The sequence below is a fragment of the Nesterenkonia suensis genome, from assembly GCF_054782935.1.
The window spans coordinates 34,588-50,573 of record NZ_BAAGRN010000005.1 but is presented as its reverse complement, the minus strand read 5'-3'; the positions used below and the strand labels follow the sequence as shown (position 1 = coordinate 50,573).

14 protein-coding genes are annotated in these 15,986 nt (G+C 70.4%); all 14 read right to left on the bottom strand.

What is annotated here, in order from left to right; genetic code table 11:
• Positions 1–32: 32 nt before the first annotated feature.
• Positions 33–1,250, bottom strand: coding sequence for an ABC transporter permease (locus ACYVKI_RS06730; RefSeq protein ID WP_460689577.1), 1,218 nt, complete (start codon positions 1,248–1,250; stop codon positions 33–35).
• On the bottom strand, positions 1,243–1,911 hold the full coding sequence (locus tag ACYVKI_RS06725; RefSeq protein WP_460689576.1) for an ABC transporter ATP-binding protein: 669 nt from the start codon (positions 1,909–1,911) through the stop codon (positions 1,243–1,245). Before ACYVKI_RS06725 ends, ACYVKI_RS06730 begins: the two co-directional genes overlap by 8 nt.
• A gap of 2 nt (positions 1,912–1,913) precedes the next feature.
• Positions 1,914–3,305: a hypothetical protein gene (locus tag ACYVKI_RS06720; protein ID WP_460689575.1), complete on the bottom strand. Its 1,392-nt coding sequence runs from the start codon at positions 3,303–3,305 to the stop codon at positions 1,914–1,916.
• Between the two features lie 164 nt (positions 3,306–3,469).
• Complete coding sequence (locus tag ACYVKI_RS06715; protein WP_460689574.1) at positions 3,470–3,919, bottom strand: hypothetical protein; 450 nt, start codon at positions 3,917–3,919, stop codon at positions 3,470–3,472.
• Between the two features lie 172 nt (positions 3,920–4,091).
• Positions 4,092–5,012: a Rossmann-like and DUF2520 domain-containing protein gene (locus ACYVKI_RS06710; RefSeq protein WP_460689573.1), complete on the bottom strand. Its 921-nt coding sequence runs from the start codon at positions 5,010–5,012 to the stop codon at positions 4,092–4,094.
• On the bottom strand, positions 4,996–6,744 hold the full coding sequence (locus ACYVKI_RS06705; protein ID WP_460689572.1) for a PH domain-containing protein: 1,749 nt from the start codon (positions 6,742–6,744) through the stop codon (positions 4,996–4,998). The genes ACYVKI_RS06710 and ACYVKI_RS06705 overlap by 17 nt, the downstream gene beginning before the upstream one ends.
• An 11-nt stretch (positions 6,745–6,755) precedes the next feature.
• On the bottom strand, positions 6,756–7,265 hold the full coding sequence (locus ACYVKI_RS06700) for a PH domain-containing protein (protein ID WP_460689571.1): 510 nt from the start codon (positions 7,263–7,265) through the stop codon (positions 6,756–6,758).
• A gap of 8 nt (positions 7,266–7,273) precedes the next feature.
• The gene (locus ACYVKI_RS06695) at positions 7,274–7,930 is read right to left on the bottom strand and encodes a DUF3180 domain-containing protein (protein WP_460689570.1); all 657 of its coding nucleotides are present in this window, start codon (positions 7,928–7,930) and stop codon (positions 7,274–7,276) included.
• Complete coding sequence (folK, locus tag ACYVKI_RS06690; RefSeq protein ID WP_460689569.1) at positions 7,927–8,886, bottom strand: 2-amino-4-hydroxy-6-hydroxymethyldihydropteridine diphosphokinase; 960 nt, start codon at positions 8,884–8,886, stop codon at positions 7,927–7,929. Before folK ends, ACYVKI_RS06695 begins: the two co-directional genes overlap by 4 nt.
• Positions 8,887–9,108: 222 nt before the next feature.
• Positions 9,109–10,644 carry a hypothetical protein gene (locus tag ACYVKI_RS06685; RefSeq protein ID WP_460689568.1) on the bottom strand — a complete coding sequence of 512 codons (1,536 nt, stop codon included), beginning with the start codon at positions 10,642–10,644 and terminating at the stop codon, positions 9,109–9,111.
• Between the two features lie 289 nt (positions 10,645–10,933).
• The gene (gene folP / locus ACYVKI_RS06680; protein WP_460689567.1) at positions 10,934–11,875 is read right to left on the bottom strand and encodes a dihydropteroate synthase; all 942 of its coding nucleotides are present in this window, start codon (positions 11,873–11,875) and stop codon (positions 10,934–10,936) included.
• A gap of 96 nt (positions 11,876–11,971) precedes the next feature.
• On the bottom strand, positions 11,972–12,574 hold the full coding sequence (folE, locus tag ACYVKI_RS06675; protein ID WP_460689566.1) for a GTP cyclohydrolase I FolE: 603 nt from the start codon (positions 12,572–12,574) through the stop codon (positions 11,972–11,974).
• Positions 12,571–14,697 (bottom strand): ATP-dependent zinc metalloprotease FtsH, encoded by a 2,127-nt coding sequence (ftsH, locus tag ACYVKI_RS06670; protein ID WP_460689565.1) that lies wholly within the window; start codon positions 14,695–14,697, stop codon positions 12,571–12,573. The genes folE and ftsH overlap by 4 nt, the downstream gene beginning before the upstream one ends.
• Before the next feature lie 180 nt (positions 14,698–14,877).
• A complete protein-coding gene (locus ACYVKI_RS06665) occupies positions 14,878–15,942 on the bottom strand; it encodes an ABC transporter substrate-binding protein (protein ID WP_460689564.1) in 1,065 nt (354 codons plus the stop codon).
• Between the last annotated feature and the right edge of the window lie 44 nt (positions 15,943–15,986).

The following is a 15,986-nucleotide window of genomic DNA, read 5'->3' as shown; positions in this document are numbered from 1 at the left end:
GTCGACGCCTCGCGCGCCGGTCGGCCGCCCCGTCAGCCGCCCAGGTCGCGCAGCGCGGCGTCGGCGTCGATCCGGGCGGCCTTCAGCGCCCGGGGCAGCCCGCCGAGGACCAGGCAGACCGGCACGACCAGCAGGGCGGCGACGATCGTCGTCGGCTCGGGCGGCGTCCACGCCTGCACCGCGAGCGCCCCGCCGCCGCCCGACAGCCCGGCGGTCACGCCCAGGGAGAGCAGCACGCCGGCGGCAGTGCCGACCGCCCCGACCACGGCCCCGAGGACAAGGAACTCGGCGGTCAGCGCCGCCAGGATCCGCCGGGCGCTCCAGCCGACGGCCTTGAGCAGGCCGATGTCGCGGGTGCGCTGCCGCACCCAGGTCGAGCCCACCGCCGAGCCGAGCAGCAGGCCGAGGAGGACCACCACGCCCAGCAGCAGCCAGGTGCTCTTCTCCAGCACGCGGAAGATCTGGTCCAGCCCGGGCATCTGCCCGGCGACGCTCTGCACCGAGAAGCCCTCGTCGGCGATCCGAGCCTGCACCGCGGGCACCTCGCCCGGGTCGGAGACGTAGGCGAAGATCTTCCCGTAGCCGCCTCCGGAGGCGACGCCGGAGTCCCGCATCAGGCTCCAGAGCGCCTCGGCGTCCATATAGGCCGGCTGCGGCCCGTCGGTGCCGGGGACCGCATTGTCGACCGTCGCGACGACCTCCAGTTCGATCGGGGCCGGCGTCCCCTGGTTCGGCCCGGTGACCTCGGTGTAGGTCAGCGTCACCGTCTCGCCGACCAGCGCGTCGAGCGTGCCGCCGGCGACCTGGTGAGGCACCGCGATCTCGTCGGGGGCCAGTCCGTCGGCGGGGATCGCGCCAGCGACGACGTCGGGCGTGCGGCCGGGGATCTGCGGCGTCGCCGCCAGCCCCCCGGGGTTGGCGTCGGCGTCGGGCCACCGCTCCTCGGGAAGCTCGAGGAAGGTCTGGAACCACGAATCGGCCCGCTCGACGCCGTCGACGCCGCGCACCGTCTCCAGGGCGACCTCGTCGAGCGGGACGTGCTGGCCGGAGCCCACGCTCTCCGAGACCTCGACGAAGTTCAGCGAGGAACCGCTGCGCGCCTGCTCGGAGTAGCGGGCGATGCCGCCGGCGACGACGCCGGAGACGACCAGCAGCCCGATCAGCATCAGGGCGAGCATGCCCAGCAGCGCCGACTGTCGTCCGGCCGAGCCGCGGAGGTCGCGCCGGAGGAAGGTGGTCACATCACGCACAGCGGCCCTCCCGGATGGTGACGGTGCGGTCGGCGACCGCGGAGACGGCGTCGTCGTGGCTGGCCACGACCACGGCGCAGCCCTGGTCGCGGGCGCCGCGGATCACGTCGAGGACGACGTCGACCCGGTCGGCGTCGAGGCCGGCCGTCGGCTCGTCGGCCAGCAGCAGCGTCGGCCGGTTGACCAGTGCGCGGGCGAAGGCGGTGCGCTGAGCCTCGCCGCCGGAGACCTCGGTCGCCCGCCGGCGGCGGATCCCGGTCAGCCCGAACGTCTCCAGCAGCTCGGGGATCCGGCCGCGGTGCTCGTCGGCGGCGGCGACCGCCAGGTTCTCCTCCACGGTGAAGTCGGGCAGCAGGTTGGCCGCCTGGAAGACGATGCCGACCTGCTCGCGACGCACCCGGTAGGCCGCCCTCCCCCGGTAGGGGTCTACGCCGGCGATGCGCACGGCCCCGGCGCCCGGGGAGGAGAGCCCGCCGGCGATGCGCAGCAGCGTGGACTTCCCGGAGCCCGAGGGGCCGGAGAGCCAGGTGACCGTGCCGGCCTCCACCCGCAGGCTCACGCCCTCGAGCACCGCCACCCGTCCGTCCCGGCCGCCGAATCCGGCGGAGACGTCGGCGAGCTCGAGCGCCGTCGAGGCGCCGAGGTCGACGGATCCGGACATGCTCACTCTCCTTCCTCCTCCATGGGCACGACGCCGAGGGAGTCGACGGTCAGCCGCAGGCTGCAGGCGCCGTCGTCGCTGCCGTCGACCGAGTACAGGAACTCGGAGTCGCGGCATCCCCGGCCGGCGGAGATCGCGGCGTCGACCTCCCGGAGGGTCTCGCGGTCCTCGTCGACCACAGTTCCTCCGGACAGCGCGGCGGCGGCCAGCAGCCGCTTCTCGAACGGCTGGTCCTCGTCGAGCGCGAGCTCGGGCAGCCGGCGCTGCAGGTCCGGGAACATCCGCTGCACCGCCTCGCCGTCGGCGAAGAGGTGATGCTCGCGCAGCACGGTGAGCGCCAGCCGCTGGGCCATGACCTCGTCGTCGACGTCGAACTCCTGCAGCGCGGCGGCTGGGAAGTCGGGCTCCAGCAGCGCCAGCGGCGCCGCCGTGGCGAGATAGCTCGCCAGGCCGTCGAGGCCCACCCGCTCGGGCAGCATCTCGGCGGCGGCGTCGAGGAGCTCCCGGAGCTCGGCGTCGGCCGGCTCTCCGCCGGCGCGGGTCAGCGCCGCGGCGGCCTGCAGCCGGCTCGCGGGGCCGGCGTCGTCGTCCTCGACGGCCTCGTGCAGCGACTCCAGCGTGGCGTCGTCGACGACCTCGGGGAACTGCTCGGGCCCCAGCAGCCGGGCGACCTGGTAGGTGGCGGCGACCGCATCGGGCCCGCCGCCGTCGTCGACCGTCGGCAGGTACAGCCCGTCCTCCGCGGATCGTCGCGCCTGCAGCGCCTCCAGGTCCCGGCTGTGCTCAGCACCGGCTCCGCCGACGTCGAGCATCGCGACGGCGAGGCCGCGCATCTGCACGTCGACGGCCTCGTCCTCGGCGATCCGCAGCAGCCGCGTCCGGAGCTCCTCGTCCAGCGAGACCTCGACGCCGGCATCGGCCTGAGCTCGCAGGAGGGCGAACCCGTCGGAGAGGGAGCGGTGGTCCTCCGGCGTCGGGACCGGCTCCTGGGCGAGCTCGCGCCAGCGGCGCTCCAGCGCCTCCGGCGCGCCCAGCGACAGGTTCCGCCGGATCTCCCGGAGACCGTGCAACAGGTACGGGGCGTCGGCGAGCTCCTCCGCCGAGAGCCTCTCGACGGCGGCCGTCGCCTCCTCCGGAGGCTCGCGGTCGGCCTGGTCGGCGAGGACCGTCGCCGCATAGACGTCCATGAGGTCCATCTCGGCGTCGACGTCCTCGACCGACGGGACCGCGTCGACGCCGGCGTCCTCGCCGAGGACCTGGACGACGGTCGCGGTCACCAGCGGGTCGCCGGACCGCTCAGCGGCCGTCTCGGCGGCCTCCGCGGCCCCCGGCGCTCGGAAGAGCCCGTCCTCGCCGCGCCACGCACGGACCTCGTCCAGCACGTCCTCGCCCACGCTGCCGCTCCTCGGGTCGAGGCTCCCCGCGGAGCATCCAGCGGCCGCGAACACCACCGCCGCTCCCAGGGCCAGCACCCGGCACCATCTCATCGTCGCCCCGTTCGTCGCCCTCGTCGCCCTCGTCGTTCCTGCGCGGCTCCCGTCGTGGGACGCCCGGCGGCTCAGACGCGCGCGCTGGCCACCCGCACGTTGCCGTAGTGGTAGGCCGTGGCGGTCACATCCGCCCCGACGTACACCGAGCCCCAGCCGCCGCAGACGGTGCCGCTCAGGTAGGAGCCCGAGGCGTTGGTGTTCGTCCAGACCAGCGAGCTGTCCCCGCTCCGGCTGTTGTCGATGCTCACGCCCTTCACGGTGACGCTGCCGATGCCGTACTGGTAGAAGTCGGTGTTGTTGCGGATCCAGTTCGTGGTGGTCGTCGCCACCGCGCTGGACTGGAAGCTTCCGCATCCGCCCTCCGCCACGGGCTGGATCCACATGTTGGCCGTCAGGCGCTCTCCATTGTCGAAGTATGCGTTCCCGGAGTCGCTGGTGGCATGCGCCGGCTGGCCCTCGACCAGCAGCGCCGATCCCAGCATGACTGCCGTCGCCGCCGTTCCGAGCAGCTTCTTCATCGTCTTCCCCCTCTTCAGGGCGGTGCATGGTGGTGAACAACACGTCGGTACGAGATCGACGTCACCACCGTACTGGCTGAAGGGACATCTCAATAACAGCTGGACGGCATATCACCATTCACAACAGGATTAAGCCTGAATGGCAGAGACTCGGAGGCTGCCGGGCGACGCGTCAGCCGCCGAGCACCCCGAGTAGCCGCGCGGCCGTCGCCTCGTCCAGCAGCCCGCGCGCCGCGGCGCGCTGCGCAGTCGCCCGGGCCATGGAGACATAGGCGGTGCGCACGTCCTCGGGCAGCTCGGAGGCCTCCAGCAGCCGGATGTGCTCGGTCACCGTGCCGACGTCGCCGCGGGCCACCGGTCCGGTCAGCGCGCCCTCGCCGGAGGAGAGCGCATTGTCCAGCGAGGCCTGCATCAGCGGGCCCAGCACGCGGTCGGGGCGCTCGACGCCGATGCCGGAGAGCATCTCGGCGGCCTGACCGGTGATGGTGTTCAGGTGGTTCGCCGCATGCGTCAACGCCGCGTGGTATGTGCCGCGGTCGCCCTCGGCCACGACGACCGGCTCGCCGCCCATCTCCACGGCCAGCGCCTGGGCGATGGGCAGCACCGGCGCCGGGGCGGTGACGGCGAAGGCACAGGCGGTGAGTCGCTGCAGGTCCATGCTCAGCCCGGTGAAGGTCATTGCGGGGTGGATGGCCAGGGTGATCGCCCCGGCCCGCTGGGCGGGGGCGAGGACCCCGGTGCCGTATCGGCCGGAGGTGTGGATGATCAGCTGCCCGGGCTGGACGTGCCCGGCCTCGGCGGCCCCGGCGACGACCTCGGCCAGCGCATCATCGGGCACCGCCAGCAGGACCAGCTCCGAGCGGCGCAGGATCTCCGGGATCTGCAGGATCGGCACACCGTCGAGCAGCGACTCGGCACGGCTGCGCGACTCTTCGGAGACCGCGTGGACGCCCACCACCTGGTGGCCCGCGCCCCGCAGGGCCGCGCCCAGCACCACCCCGACCTTCCCGGCAGAGATGATGCCGATGCCGAGCCGGCCGTCCCGCTGGGACGGGTCGCTCTCACTGGGGTAGGGGTCAGCCACGACGTTCATCGGTCTCCTCCTCCGGGCGGTCGCCCAGCTGGCTGATCATGCGTTCGAACTCGTAGAGCTCCTCGGGAAGCATCCAGTGGTTGCGGTCGCTCATACGGCGGGCGAAGGCCGCATGCCGGGCCTCGTTCTCGAACAGCCAGTGGGCGGCATCGAGGTCCTGGTTGGACAGCTGCGCCTGGAACGGCCCCACCGGTGAATGGATCTGGATGTCGGCCAGGCGGGTGACCCGCTGCCACGGCCCCTGGTGAAGCGACAGCGACTGGATCCGCTCGTGCGGCACCATCGTCAGCCGCCGGGCGAGGCGTCCGTCGCGGAACATCAGCACCGTCGGGGTGACGAAGAATCCCCGCCGCCGACGCACCAGCGGGTCGAAGATGCGCGCCCGAGGCGGCACTTCGGTGAAGCCGGCCTGTGTCCCGGCACCGGTGAGGCCTTCGGTGAACACCTGCTCCGGGTAGGGGACCCGCAGGTCCGGGAACATCTCCGCGGTGACCGCCATGACGTCCTGCCGACGGCCCACCGGCAGCAGCACCGAGCGACCTTCTCCGGACCCGTAGCCGGCGACGACGACGAGCACCCGGAACCAGCCGAACGGTCGCCACAGCAGAGGCTGATGCACCTGCAGCGCCTGCACTCTCCCGGGCGGGACGGTCTGGGTGGTGGTCTCGAGCAGGCCGTAGCGCAGCTTCAGCCCGGCCCCGGTCATCGTCGCGGTGAAACGGAAGCCTCCGCTGAACTGCTGGTAGTACATGGTGATGACCACCAGGCCCACGGGGATGAGGCTGGGCAGGATGCCCGCACCGATCAGGCTGAACACCGCGCCGACCTGTCCGAGCGGGTCCTCCGTGCCCATCGCCAGTGAGACGAGGCCGCCGACGAGGCCGCCCAGCAGCCCGAAGCATGCGATGGCCAGCAGGAAGACCGTCCCCCAGCCCATGAGCACGGAGCCGACCAGCCGACCGACGGGAACGCGTGTGATCTCTCGGTCGGGAACCTCGGGGAACAGCGGTGCCGGCCCGGGGGGCTGGAGTCCCTGCGCCCCGTGCGGCTGGTGTGGGTGGTGCGGCCGGTGCGGCCCCTCTGGCGGCGGGGCCGTCCGGAGTCCGGGATCACCCGCAGGTCCCTCCCCCGCCTGGGCCGGGTCGACCTGGGGCGGGCTGGCGGCTCCGGCCTGCTGGTGCCGCCACTGCGCCTTCCCGGAGGCGCGATCCATGATGTCGGCGCGCAGCTGCTCGGCCTCGGCCCGCCGCAGGAACGCCAGTGTCGCCGCGGTGCCGTCACCTTCGGCGACCTCGAACTTCAGCTCGGCCAGGCCGGTCAGCCGGGCCAGCAGCGGCTGACGTAGGTCCACCGCCTGGACCCGGTCGATCCTGGCCTGGCGGTGCTGGCGCACGAAGATCCCCGACTTCACCATCACATGCTCGTCGGAGATCTTGTATCGGGTGAACCACCAGGAGAGCGCGAATCCGCCGAACACCAGGAGCACCAGCAGGAGCATGCCGCCGGCGCCGGCCAGGAACGCCAGCGGATGACGATCCACCTGCGTCCACAGCTCCCCGGAGCGGTACATCTCCCACAGGTCCGCCCAGATCTCCCAGTTGTAGCCGAAGATGATGCCCGGCACCGCGATCACGGTCACCCATCCGCGCACGAAGGGGCTCAGCGGATGCACTCTGGTCCACGTCTCGTCGAACCACCGTTCGGCGGTCGGTCCCGCCTCGGGCTGTGTCATCACCGGCGGCCTCACAGACCGGCCAGGCGAGCCTGGCCACGGACGGAGAGCTCCTCACGCAGCCGGGCGCCCTCATCCCGGTGGGCCCCGGGGATGACGGCGTCGGTGCCGGCCGAGGCGGTCTTCAGCTGGACTGTACACAGCTGGAACCGGCGCATCAGCGGACCCGCCTCGATGTCCACATACTGCAGCCGACCGTACGGCACGGCCACCACTCTCTGGAAGAGCAGCCCTCGGCGGATCAGCAGATCGTCGGCGCGTTCGTTGTAGCCGATGGCGCGGATCCGCCGCGGAATGAGGACGATGTCCACTGTGGCCCAGAGAAGCCCACCGGTGGCGACCAGCACCACGAGCCACAGCGGCAGGCTGATGGCCCCGAGCGCGTCCAGCACGATCGGCACGGCGATGATCGCCAGCGTCACGATCCAGCCGATCACCCCGGTGATCATCCGGACGGTGATGTACCGCTCGTCGACCCGGGTCCAGGTCACTCCCGCCGGGTCAATGGGTTCGGCCGGCATGTGCCTCCTTAGGTTCGCGTAGTTCGTGCCTCGGCAGCACCTCGTGGCGCCCGAGTGGCCTGACGCGCGGCAGTGCCGCCGGCGGCCCCCGGCTCCTGCCCGAAGTCTCGGTAGGGGCTCCGCCGTTCCGCGCCGTCGTCGCCGCGATCCGGGGGAAGGCGGCAGAGCTGCTCGACCACGAACCCGATGACCACCCACACCAGACCACCGATGATCATCAGCAGCGCGGCCTGGGCGTTCGGGGCCGCGAGCCCCGCGGTGGGGCCCAGGTCCATCAGCACGCCGCCGTGCCACCCGGCGATCACCGCCCCGGCATAGCCGCAGGCCTGCGCTGCGACCACGACACGGGCCGCCTCCAACGGGTGCAGCCGGCGGGACGGGCGGGGTCCGCGACGCGGCGGCTGCCCGTCCTCGGCAGACCGGTTCGTCCTGTCGGCATCGCGTCGCGCCTGGTCAGCGTTCTTCTCCACGCGCCGTTGGTCCCACCACACCACAATACCGAGTCCGAGGACCACCAGCCCGACACCGCTGAGCGTGATCAGGGAGATCGGGGCCAGCACTGGGGAGCCGTAGCCGTTCGAGACCATCAGCACGGTCACCAGAAAGCCGGTGAGCGCGGCGCTGGCGGCGATGATGAGCAGCCACATGGGCAGAAGGCGTGTCATGGGGCCACCTCCGGGCGGACGCCGGCGACGTCGGCGGCTCGGGCTGCGAGATCACGGACCGGGAGGCCGTCGAGCAGTGCGATCGGGTCCATCCATGACCAGGGCAGCAGCACAAAGGCCCGTTCTGCGGCGCGCGGATGCGGGATGGTGAGCCGTGGGGAGGCGATGCGCGCCCCCGCATAGGTGATGAGGTCGACGTCGAGGGTGCGTGGGCCCCAGCGGACCTCACGGGTGCGATGGTGGGCGGCTTCGATCTGCTGGGCCAGGTCCAGCAGCCCGTGCGGAGAGAGCGAGGTCTCCACCTCCACCACCTGGTTGAGGAAGTCGGGCTGGCCCGCCGGCCCGCCCACTGGTGCGGTGCGGGCCCGCGGAGAGGCGGCGACGACGTCGACCTCCTCGGACTCCTCCAGGGCGGCGACGGCGGCGTCGAGGGTCTGCGCAGACTCGCCCAGATTGGAGCCGAGCGCCAGCACCGCCCGGACCGGGAAGGTCGCCGGCAGGTCGGGGTCCCGCAGGCCGGAGTGCGGCAGGTCGGAGTGCGGCGGCTTCCTGCTCTCCCCCGCCGCCTGTGCCAGCTCGTCCGCGGCCTCGCCGCGCGTGCGGTGGACGGTCACCGCGACGTCGGCGACGCTCTGCTGCAGCGGGGCCTGGGGCTTGTGCACGGTGATGGTCGCTGCCGTGATGCGGGGGTCGGCGGAGAGGACCTCGGCTGCGATCCGCTCGGCCAGCGCCTCGATGAGATCATAGGGCTCCCCGGTGATGGCAGCTTCGATCTGCTCCGCGATGCCGGCGTAGGAGACGGTGTCCTCCAAGGCGTCGGATCGGCCGGCGGGGCGCAGGTCGACGGCCAACTCGGCGTCCACCCGGAAGGGCTGGCCCTGCCGCTTCTCGAACTCGAAGACTCCGTGGCGGCCCACGGCCGCGATGCCGGTCAGGCGGATCGTGTCACTGCGCATGCCTCTACCTTCTCCCATTCGGCGCTGATCCTGAACCCGCGCATCGCCGTCCCCCGGCAGAACGCAGAGGAAAGGGGGTGGAACTCTGGGATTCCCCCAGGGCTCCACCCCCTTGTCCACCCGTCAGGTCACGTCGTCACGTCACCTCGATGTGACCAGTGGACGTGACCAGTGGACGTGACCAGTGGACGTGACCAGTGGACGTGACCAGTCGCGCTGGGCTCAGTGACAGCTGCACGGGCTCACCGCGCCGCTGAGCTCGCCGCCGGCGGAACCGCTGGTGGTGATGGTGACCGTGGCATCGCCCGCCTGCAGCGCGGCGGCCTGCTCATCGCTCAGCTCGAAGCTTCCGCTGGCCGCACCGCTGGTGCCACCGCTGGCGGTGAGCTCCAGGTCGCTGCCACCGGTGTGCAGGGTCACCGCGGTCACCTCAGAGGTGGTGCCGGCGTACAGGCAGTTGATGGTCAGGGAGCTGCCCGTCAACGTGCCGTCGCACTGGCCCACGCCGGAGGACTCCGTACCGTTGAGCAGCACGGAGTACTCGGTCGTGACGTCCGCGTCGCCGCCGGAGTCAGCGTCAGAGTCGCCGCCGCCGAGGAGACCACCGAGCAGTCCGCCCCCACCGAGGAGGCCGTCCAGGCCGAGCCCGTCCAGCAGACCGTCCACGCCATCGTCATCCAGCAGACCTTCGAGCTCCAGCAGCCCGTCCAGCCCGTCCTGGTTCAGCGCATCGTCCAGACCGCCGTCGAGGAGACCGTCCAGACCGCCCTCGTCGAGCACGCCGTCGAGACCCTCGTCATCCAGCAGGCCCTCGAGCTCCAGGAGACCGTCCAGGTCACCGGCGTCGAGCAGACCGCCGAGGCCGCTCTCGTCCAGCAGGCCGTCCAGCTCCAACAGGCTGTCCAGGTCACCGGCGTCGAGAAGACCGCCCAGGTCGTCCTCGCCGAGGACCTCACCCAGGGCATCGTCGCCGACGACGTCGGCCAGCGACTCGAGGGTGTTGATGTTCTCGGTGATCTGCAGGAGCTCGAGCGTCCCGGTGGGATTGCCGCTGGTCACATCGTCCAGCGCGGTCTCCCAGAGCAGCCGCCAGGTGTCGAAGTGGTCACCGGCGAAGCCGACGTACTCCTCCAGATTGAGCAGGGTCTCCGGGGTGACCCGATCCAGGATGGCCGAGGCGTCAGTGGTCTCCCACAGGTAGTCAGGGTCCGTGAGCATCTCCGGAGTCGGCAGTCCGGGGACGATCAGGTCCGACAGATCGGCCAGCTCGTCCGCCGAGGGCACGTCCAGAGTGGTCAGGTCATTGCTGTCCAGCGGGATGCCGATCCCGCCGCAGGAGGTGAGCAGCGTGACGTAGTCCGTGTTGTGGCCCTTCACGTGCGAAGGATTGAAGATCGGGATCCACCCGAGAGGACCACCGTAGATATCGATGATCGGCATCTCGGAGTTCCCGATGGCGCCGCTGGCCAACGAGAGCACGAGGTTCTCATAGACCGGATCCGTGTGGTATTCGTTCAGGTGCGCGAAGCTTCCGAGCAGCGGGATGCCGTCCTCATTGGCCCACATGTGCTCCAGGAAGAACTCGCAGGCGTCACCGCCTTCGTGTCCGTCATGCCCATCGTGCCCGTCGTGCCCGTTGGAGGCATGTCCGGCCGCAGCCGTCGCGATCCCTCCACCGAGGACGAGCGCCGAGGCGGCCGCCGTCGTCGTCACGGCCTTCAGCCACTTGCGGGATTCCCCCGCCAAGCTGCCAGTCATATCTTGGCCCTTTCTTTGACTTTTCCAGGACACCAAAAAGGATCCTGCATGTCCGATGTGATGCGCCGTCATCGAGATCAACGGTCTCGACACACGTGAAACACTCATTTCAGAGAAGCTCTGCCAGAAAAGGCGAAGCCCTGATGGTGAGGCTATGCAACCATCGACATGACAGTCAAGGGGTTCGGAAATGACTCGACAGTAGCGTCGGGGATCTGGAGAATGACCCCGGCGAACGTCCTCTCCGGGCTGAGGGTCCTGCACCTCCTGGGGGAGGAACAGGCCGGGCTCAGCCCTGACGCAGGGCGCTGACCGCCTTCATCGCATCCAGGGTCGGCGCGACATCGTGGACGCGTACCGCCCACACGCCCGCCTGTGCGGCCAGAGTGCTCAAGGCCAAAGTCGCGGCGTCGCGCCCCTCAGCCTCCCGTGGAGCCTCGTCGACGGCGAGCAGCTCGCCGAGGAACCCCTTGCGTGAGACACCCAGGAGCACCGGGTGCCCCAGAGCGACGATCCGATCCAGGGCGCGCAGCAGCTCCCAGTTCTGTTCGCTGGTCTTCGCGAACCCGATGCCGGGATCAAGGATGATCCGCTCGGCCGGAACCCCTGCCTGCAGATAGCGGTCGCGGATCTGCTCCAGCTCGGCGAGGACCTCGGCGAGGACGTCGGCGTAGTCCACCCGCTCCTGCATCGTCCGGGCGTCGCCCCGATTGTGGGTGACGATCACACGGACCCCGCCCTGGGCCACCACCTGAGGCATCTTCTCGGCGGTGAGCAGACCGGAGACGTCGTTGATGATCAGGTGCTCCGGGCCAGGCGCGCGCTCGATCGCTGCGGCCGCGGTGGAGGGATGCCGGGTGTCCACAGACACCACCGCACCGCCGGTGAACAGCGCTTCGAGCACCGGCAGGATGCGGCGCTGCTCCTCCTCGGGGTCCACCGGATCCGCACCGGGCCGGGTGGACTCTCCGCCGACGTCGACGAGGTCCGCACCCGCATAGTGCAGTGACAGCCCGGCGTGGATCGCCGCCTCATGGTTCACCACAGTGTGCTCCGGGGCCACGAACCGACCCCCGTCGGAGAAGGAATCCGGGGTGACGTTGAGGACGCCCATGACCAGTGTGCGGTCCGTCGGGAGGTCGGCGACGGTCTTCTTCTTCGGAACGCGTCGGACCACGCTCACGGGGCCGGTGTTCGGGCCTGTGCCCGGGGCTGCGCCCATGGTGTCCATCAGGGTCCTCCTTGAGGGGTCGTGCCGCTGGGGCCCGGGTGCGGGCTCTCCGTGCCGCCGTCGGACCGCCTGTGGGCCGACGGAATCAGCACCGGCTCAGCGGTGCAGGATGAGGCTCATGGCCTCCGATCGGGTGGCGGCGTCGCGGAGCTGTCCGCGCACCGCTGAGGTGATGGTCTTCGCGCCGGGCTTGGAGACCCCGCGCATGGACATGCAGAGGTGTTCGCATTCGGCGACGACGATCGCACCCTGCGGCTCCAGGTTCGCCATGAGCGCCTCCACCACCTGTGTGGTGAGGTTCTCCTGGACCTGGGGGCGCTTGGCGAAGATGTCGACCAGACGGGCCAGCTTGCTCAACCCGGTGACCTTGCCGTCCGCCGAGGGGATGTACCCGATGTGCGCGTGCCCGAAGAACGGCACCAGGTGGTGTTCGCACATCGAATAGAAGGGGATGTCGCGGACGAGCACCAGCTCCTCGTGACCGATGTCGAACGTGGTCTCCAGCAGCTCCGAGGGATCTTCGTGCAGGCCCCGGAACGCCTCCTCGTAGGCACGCGCCACACGAGCCGGAGTGTCCTTCAGCCCGTCGCGCTCGGGGTCCTCCCCCACGGCCACCAGAATCTCGCGGACGGCGGACTCGATACGGGGCAGATCCACCGGAGTGTCCTGGGGGCCCGCTGGGCTCGGTGAAGTGCTCATCGGGTCTCCTCCCCGGCCTCAGTGCGGGAGTCAGTGCGGGAGTCGGCCTGACGATCAGTCCGGACGTTCCCGCCGGATGGGGTGGGCGCTGCGGCGGGAGTGGTCTCGCCGACCGTATCACCGGCCGCATCACCGGCCGCATCATCGACCGTCTCGCCGGCCGCCTCGCCCGGCTCGGTGCCGATGAACTCGCCGTCAGCCGGATCGGGAGAGTCCGGGACCGTCTGCGAGGTGACGATGATCGGCCGCTCCGGGGAGGACTCCCAGACCTGCCGGCGGGGCCGCTTGGTCACGTCATGGAAGATCTCGGCGACCTCCTTGGCGTTGAGGGTCTCCACCCGCAGCAGCTCCTCCGCCAGCCGATCCAGGACGTGGCGGTTCTCGGTCAGCGCCCAGTAGGCCTCATCGTGCGCCTCCTCGATGATGGCGCGGACCTCGGTGTCGACGATCGCGGCCAGCTCTTCGGAGTACTCCTTGCCGGTGGCCATCTCCTTGCCGAGGAACGGGTTGGTGTCCCCGGAGCCGAGCTTCACTGAGCCCACCTTGGCGCTCATGCCGTAGTCGGTCACCATCTTCCGGGCGGTGTCGGTGGCCTTCTGAATGTCGTTGGCCGCCCCGGTGGAGGGGTCGTGGAAGACGACCTCCTCGGCGACCCGGCCGCCCATGGCGTAGGCGATCTGATCGAGCAGCTCGTTGCGGGTGGTGGAGTACTTGTCATCCTCCGGGACGACCATGGTGTAGCCCAGCGCCCGGCCCCGGGGAAGGATGGTGATCTTGGTGACCGGCGCGGAGTAGTTCAGCGCCGCCGCCACCAACGCGTGGCCGCCCTCGTGGTAGGCGGTGACCCTGCGCTCGTGGTCCTTCATCAGCCGGGTGCGCTTCTGCGGTCCGGCCATGACCCGATCGATGGCCTCGTCCACAGCGCGATCATCGATGAGATCGGCGTTCGAGCGAGCGGTCAGCAGCGCGGCCTCGTTGAGGACGTTGGCCAGGTCGGCACCCGTGTACCCCGGGGTCTTGCGGGCGATGGACTCCAGGTCCAGGTCCTCCACCATGGGCTTACCCTTGGCGTGGACCTCCAGGATCGACCGGCGTCCGGCGAAGTCCGGGGGCTCCACCGGGATCTGCCGATCGAAGCGGCCGGGGCGCAACAGCGCGGGATCGAGCACATCGGGCCGGTTGGTGGCGGCGATGACGATGATGTTCGCGTTGGCCTCAAAGCCATCCATCTCCACCAGCAGCTGATTCAGAGTCTGCTCGCGCTCGTCGTTGCCGCCGCCCACACCGGCGCCACGCTGGCGGCCGACGGCGTCGATCTCGTCGACGAAGATGATCGCCGGGGCATTCTCCTTGGCCTGCTTGAACAGGTCACGCACACGGGAGGCGCCGACGCCGACGAACATCTCCACGAAGTCAGAGCCGGAGATGGAGTAGAACGCGCCGCCGGCCTCCCCGGCGACAGCTTTGGCCAACAGCGTCTTGCCGGTGCCGGGCGGGCCATAGAGCAGCACGCCCTTGGGGATCTTCGCCCCCAGCCGCTGGAACTTCTCCGGCTCAGAGAGGAAATCCTTGATCTCGTGGAGCTCCTCCACGGCCTCCTCCGCACCGGCGACGTCATGGAAGGTCACCTGCGGCATGTCCTTGTCGAACATCTTCGCCTTGGACTTGCCGAACTGCATCACCCGCGAGTTCCCGCCGGACATGCGGGTGATCAGCCAGATGAACAGCAGGGCGATGAGCAGGAAGGGGATCATGAAGCTCAGCAGCGAGAGCAGCCAGTTCGACTGCTCCGGCTCGTCGGTGTACCCCTCCAGGTCGGCGTCGGCGATCGCCTCGACCACCGTCTCGGCCCGCGCCTGGGAGAAGTGGAAGTTCACGACCTCACCGAGGTCTTCACCGTCCTGCACATAGGGCTCGGTGAGATGCAGATCCACCCGGTGGTCGCCGTCGTCGATCCGCGCCTCAGCCACCTGGCCGTCCTGGATCAGCTCCATGCCGATGTTGGTGTCCACTCGGGAGCCGGCCTGGCCCGAGGAGAACAGCATGGGCACCACGATGAGCAGCGCCGCCACCGCCAGCAGGATCCAGAACAGCGGACCGGTGAAGATCTTCTTGAAGTTCATGCAGCTCCGTCAGACACAGGGGGTACACCTAGCGCACCAGGGTACTGCCAGTGCCTGACAACGGCACCTGCGGCGTGGTCACGTTCGCGACAGGTGGAATGGGAGAGCGGCGAGATCTGGTCCGATCGACTCACCATCCCACCATCCGGCTGCCCGGCTGCCCGGACGGCCCTGGACAGCTCAGCCCCCGGACAGCCCCTCGGCGACCCGCTCCACAGCGTCGATGTTCTGCAGCGATCCGGGGAACAGGTGGTGGTTCGGCACCGGGATCAGCCGTTCCTCCCGGACCGCCTCGACCTCCGGGTGGTTCTGCGCGAAATATTCCCGAGTGGCCTCCTCGTGCGCGGCGTCCTCGACCCCGAAGACGATCGCCTCCGGGTCCCGGGCGGCCAGCTCCTCCGCACTGATCTGGGCGAACACGAAGGAGTCGAACTGGTCCTCGTCCGGGGAGAAGACGTTCTCCCCGCCGGCCTGGGCGATGATGTCGTACTCCACACCCCCGCCGACCACCGAGAGCGTGTCTCCTTCGACGTAGACCTGCGCCACGCTCAGCGGATCGGCGCCGTCGCTCAGCTCAGCGGTGTCCTCGAGGCGCTCCCGGCCGTCGCCGATGAGCTCTTCGGCCGCCTCCTCGACGGCGAAGATCTCCCCCAAGTTCTCAATGTCGGTGAACAGGTCCTCCACCGTGCCTTCGGAGCGGCGTTCGAAGCAGCCGCCGGTGGCGATGTAGGACGCCGCCCCAGCCTCGTCGAGCTGCTCGATGCTGGCGAAACCCTGGTCCGCACTGAACTCGTAGCTGGTGGGGGCGTAGACGAAGTCCGGCTCCACCAGCAGCAGCACCTCCCGCGACGGCGGCACGTCATCGCTGAGCTCCTCAGCCTCCCCCAGCTGCGTCCTGACGTCCTCGGGCAGCTCGGAGGAGGAGGTCTGGGCGACACCGACCACCTGGTCCGCCAGCCCCAGCCTCACCAGCAGCTCGGTCTGCGCCGGACTCATCCCCACCGCCCGCTGCGGAGCGGCGTCGAACTCCAGCTCCTGCCCGCAGTTCTCCAGGGCGACGTCCACGGCCGCCGCGCCGCCGTCGTCAGCCCCGGCGGCACCGTCGCCGGGATCCTGTACCCCGGTCCCGCAGGCGGTCAGCAGCAGGCCCGCGCCGGCGAGCACGGCGATGCCCAGACGGGTGCTCGACAGCGCAGCGGGCAACGCAGGCGAGGCCTGCAGGAGGGTCGGGCGGGTCGGTGTCATCAGCGGCATGGGTGTCCTTTCAATCAGGGGTGGTCGGGCCGTAC

Bases quoted from the DNA above. Each gene is read 5' to 3' on its own strand.
- ACYVKI_RS06725 (WP_460689576.1), bottom strand. From the start codon at position 1,911: ATGTCCGGATCCGTCGACCTCGGCGCCTCGACGGCGCTCGAGCTCGCC.
- ACYVKI_RS06715 (WP_460689574.1), bottom strand. From the start codon at position 3,919: ATGAAGAAGCTGCTCGGAACGGCGGCGACGGCAGTCATGCTGGGATCG.
- ACYVKI_RS06710 (WP_460689573.1), bottom strand. From the start codon at position 5,012: ATGAACGTCGTGGCTGACCCCTACCCCAGTGAGAGCGACCCGTCCCAG.
- ACYVKI_RS06705 (WP_460689572.1), bottom strand. From the start codon at position 6,744: ATGACACAGCCCGAGGCGGGACCGACCGCCGAACGGTGGTTCGACGAG.
- ACYVKI_RS06700 (WP_460689571.1), bottom strand. From the start codon at position 7,265: ATGCCGGCCGAACCCATTGACCCGGCGGGAGTGACCTGGACCCGGGTC.
- ACYVKI_RS06695 (WP_460689570.1), bottom strand. From the start codon at position 7,930: ATGACACGCCTTCTGCCCATGTGGCTGCTCATCATCGCCGCCAGCGCC.
- folK (WP_460689569.1), bottom strand. From the start codon at position 8,886: ATGCGCAGTGACACGATCCGCCTGACCGGCATCGCGGCCGTGGGCCGC.
- ACYVKI_RS06685 (WP_460689568.1), bottom strand. From the start codon at position 10,644: ATGACTGGCAGCTTGGCGGGGGAATCCCGCAAGTGGCTGAAGGCCGTG.
- folP (WP_460689567.1), bottom strand. From the start codon at position 11,875: ATGGACACCATGGGCGCAGCCCCGGGCACAGGCCCGAACACCGGCCCC.
- folE (WP_460689566.1), bottom strand. From the start codon at position 12,574: ATGAGCACTTCACCGAGCCCAGCGGGCCCCCAGGACACTCCGGTGGAT.
- ftsH (WP_460689565.1), bottom strand. From the start codon at position 14,697: ATGAACTTCAAGAAGATCTTCACCGGTCCGCTGTTCTGGATCCTGCTG.
- ACYVKI_RS06665 (WP_460689564.1), bottom strand. From the start codon at position 15,942: ATGACACCGACCCGCCCGACCCTCCTGCAGGCCTCGCCTGCGTTGCCC.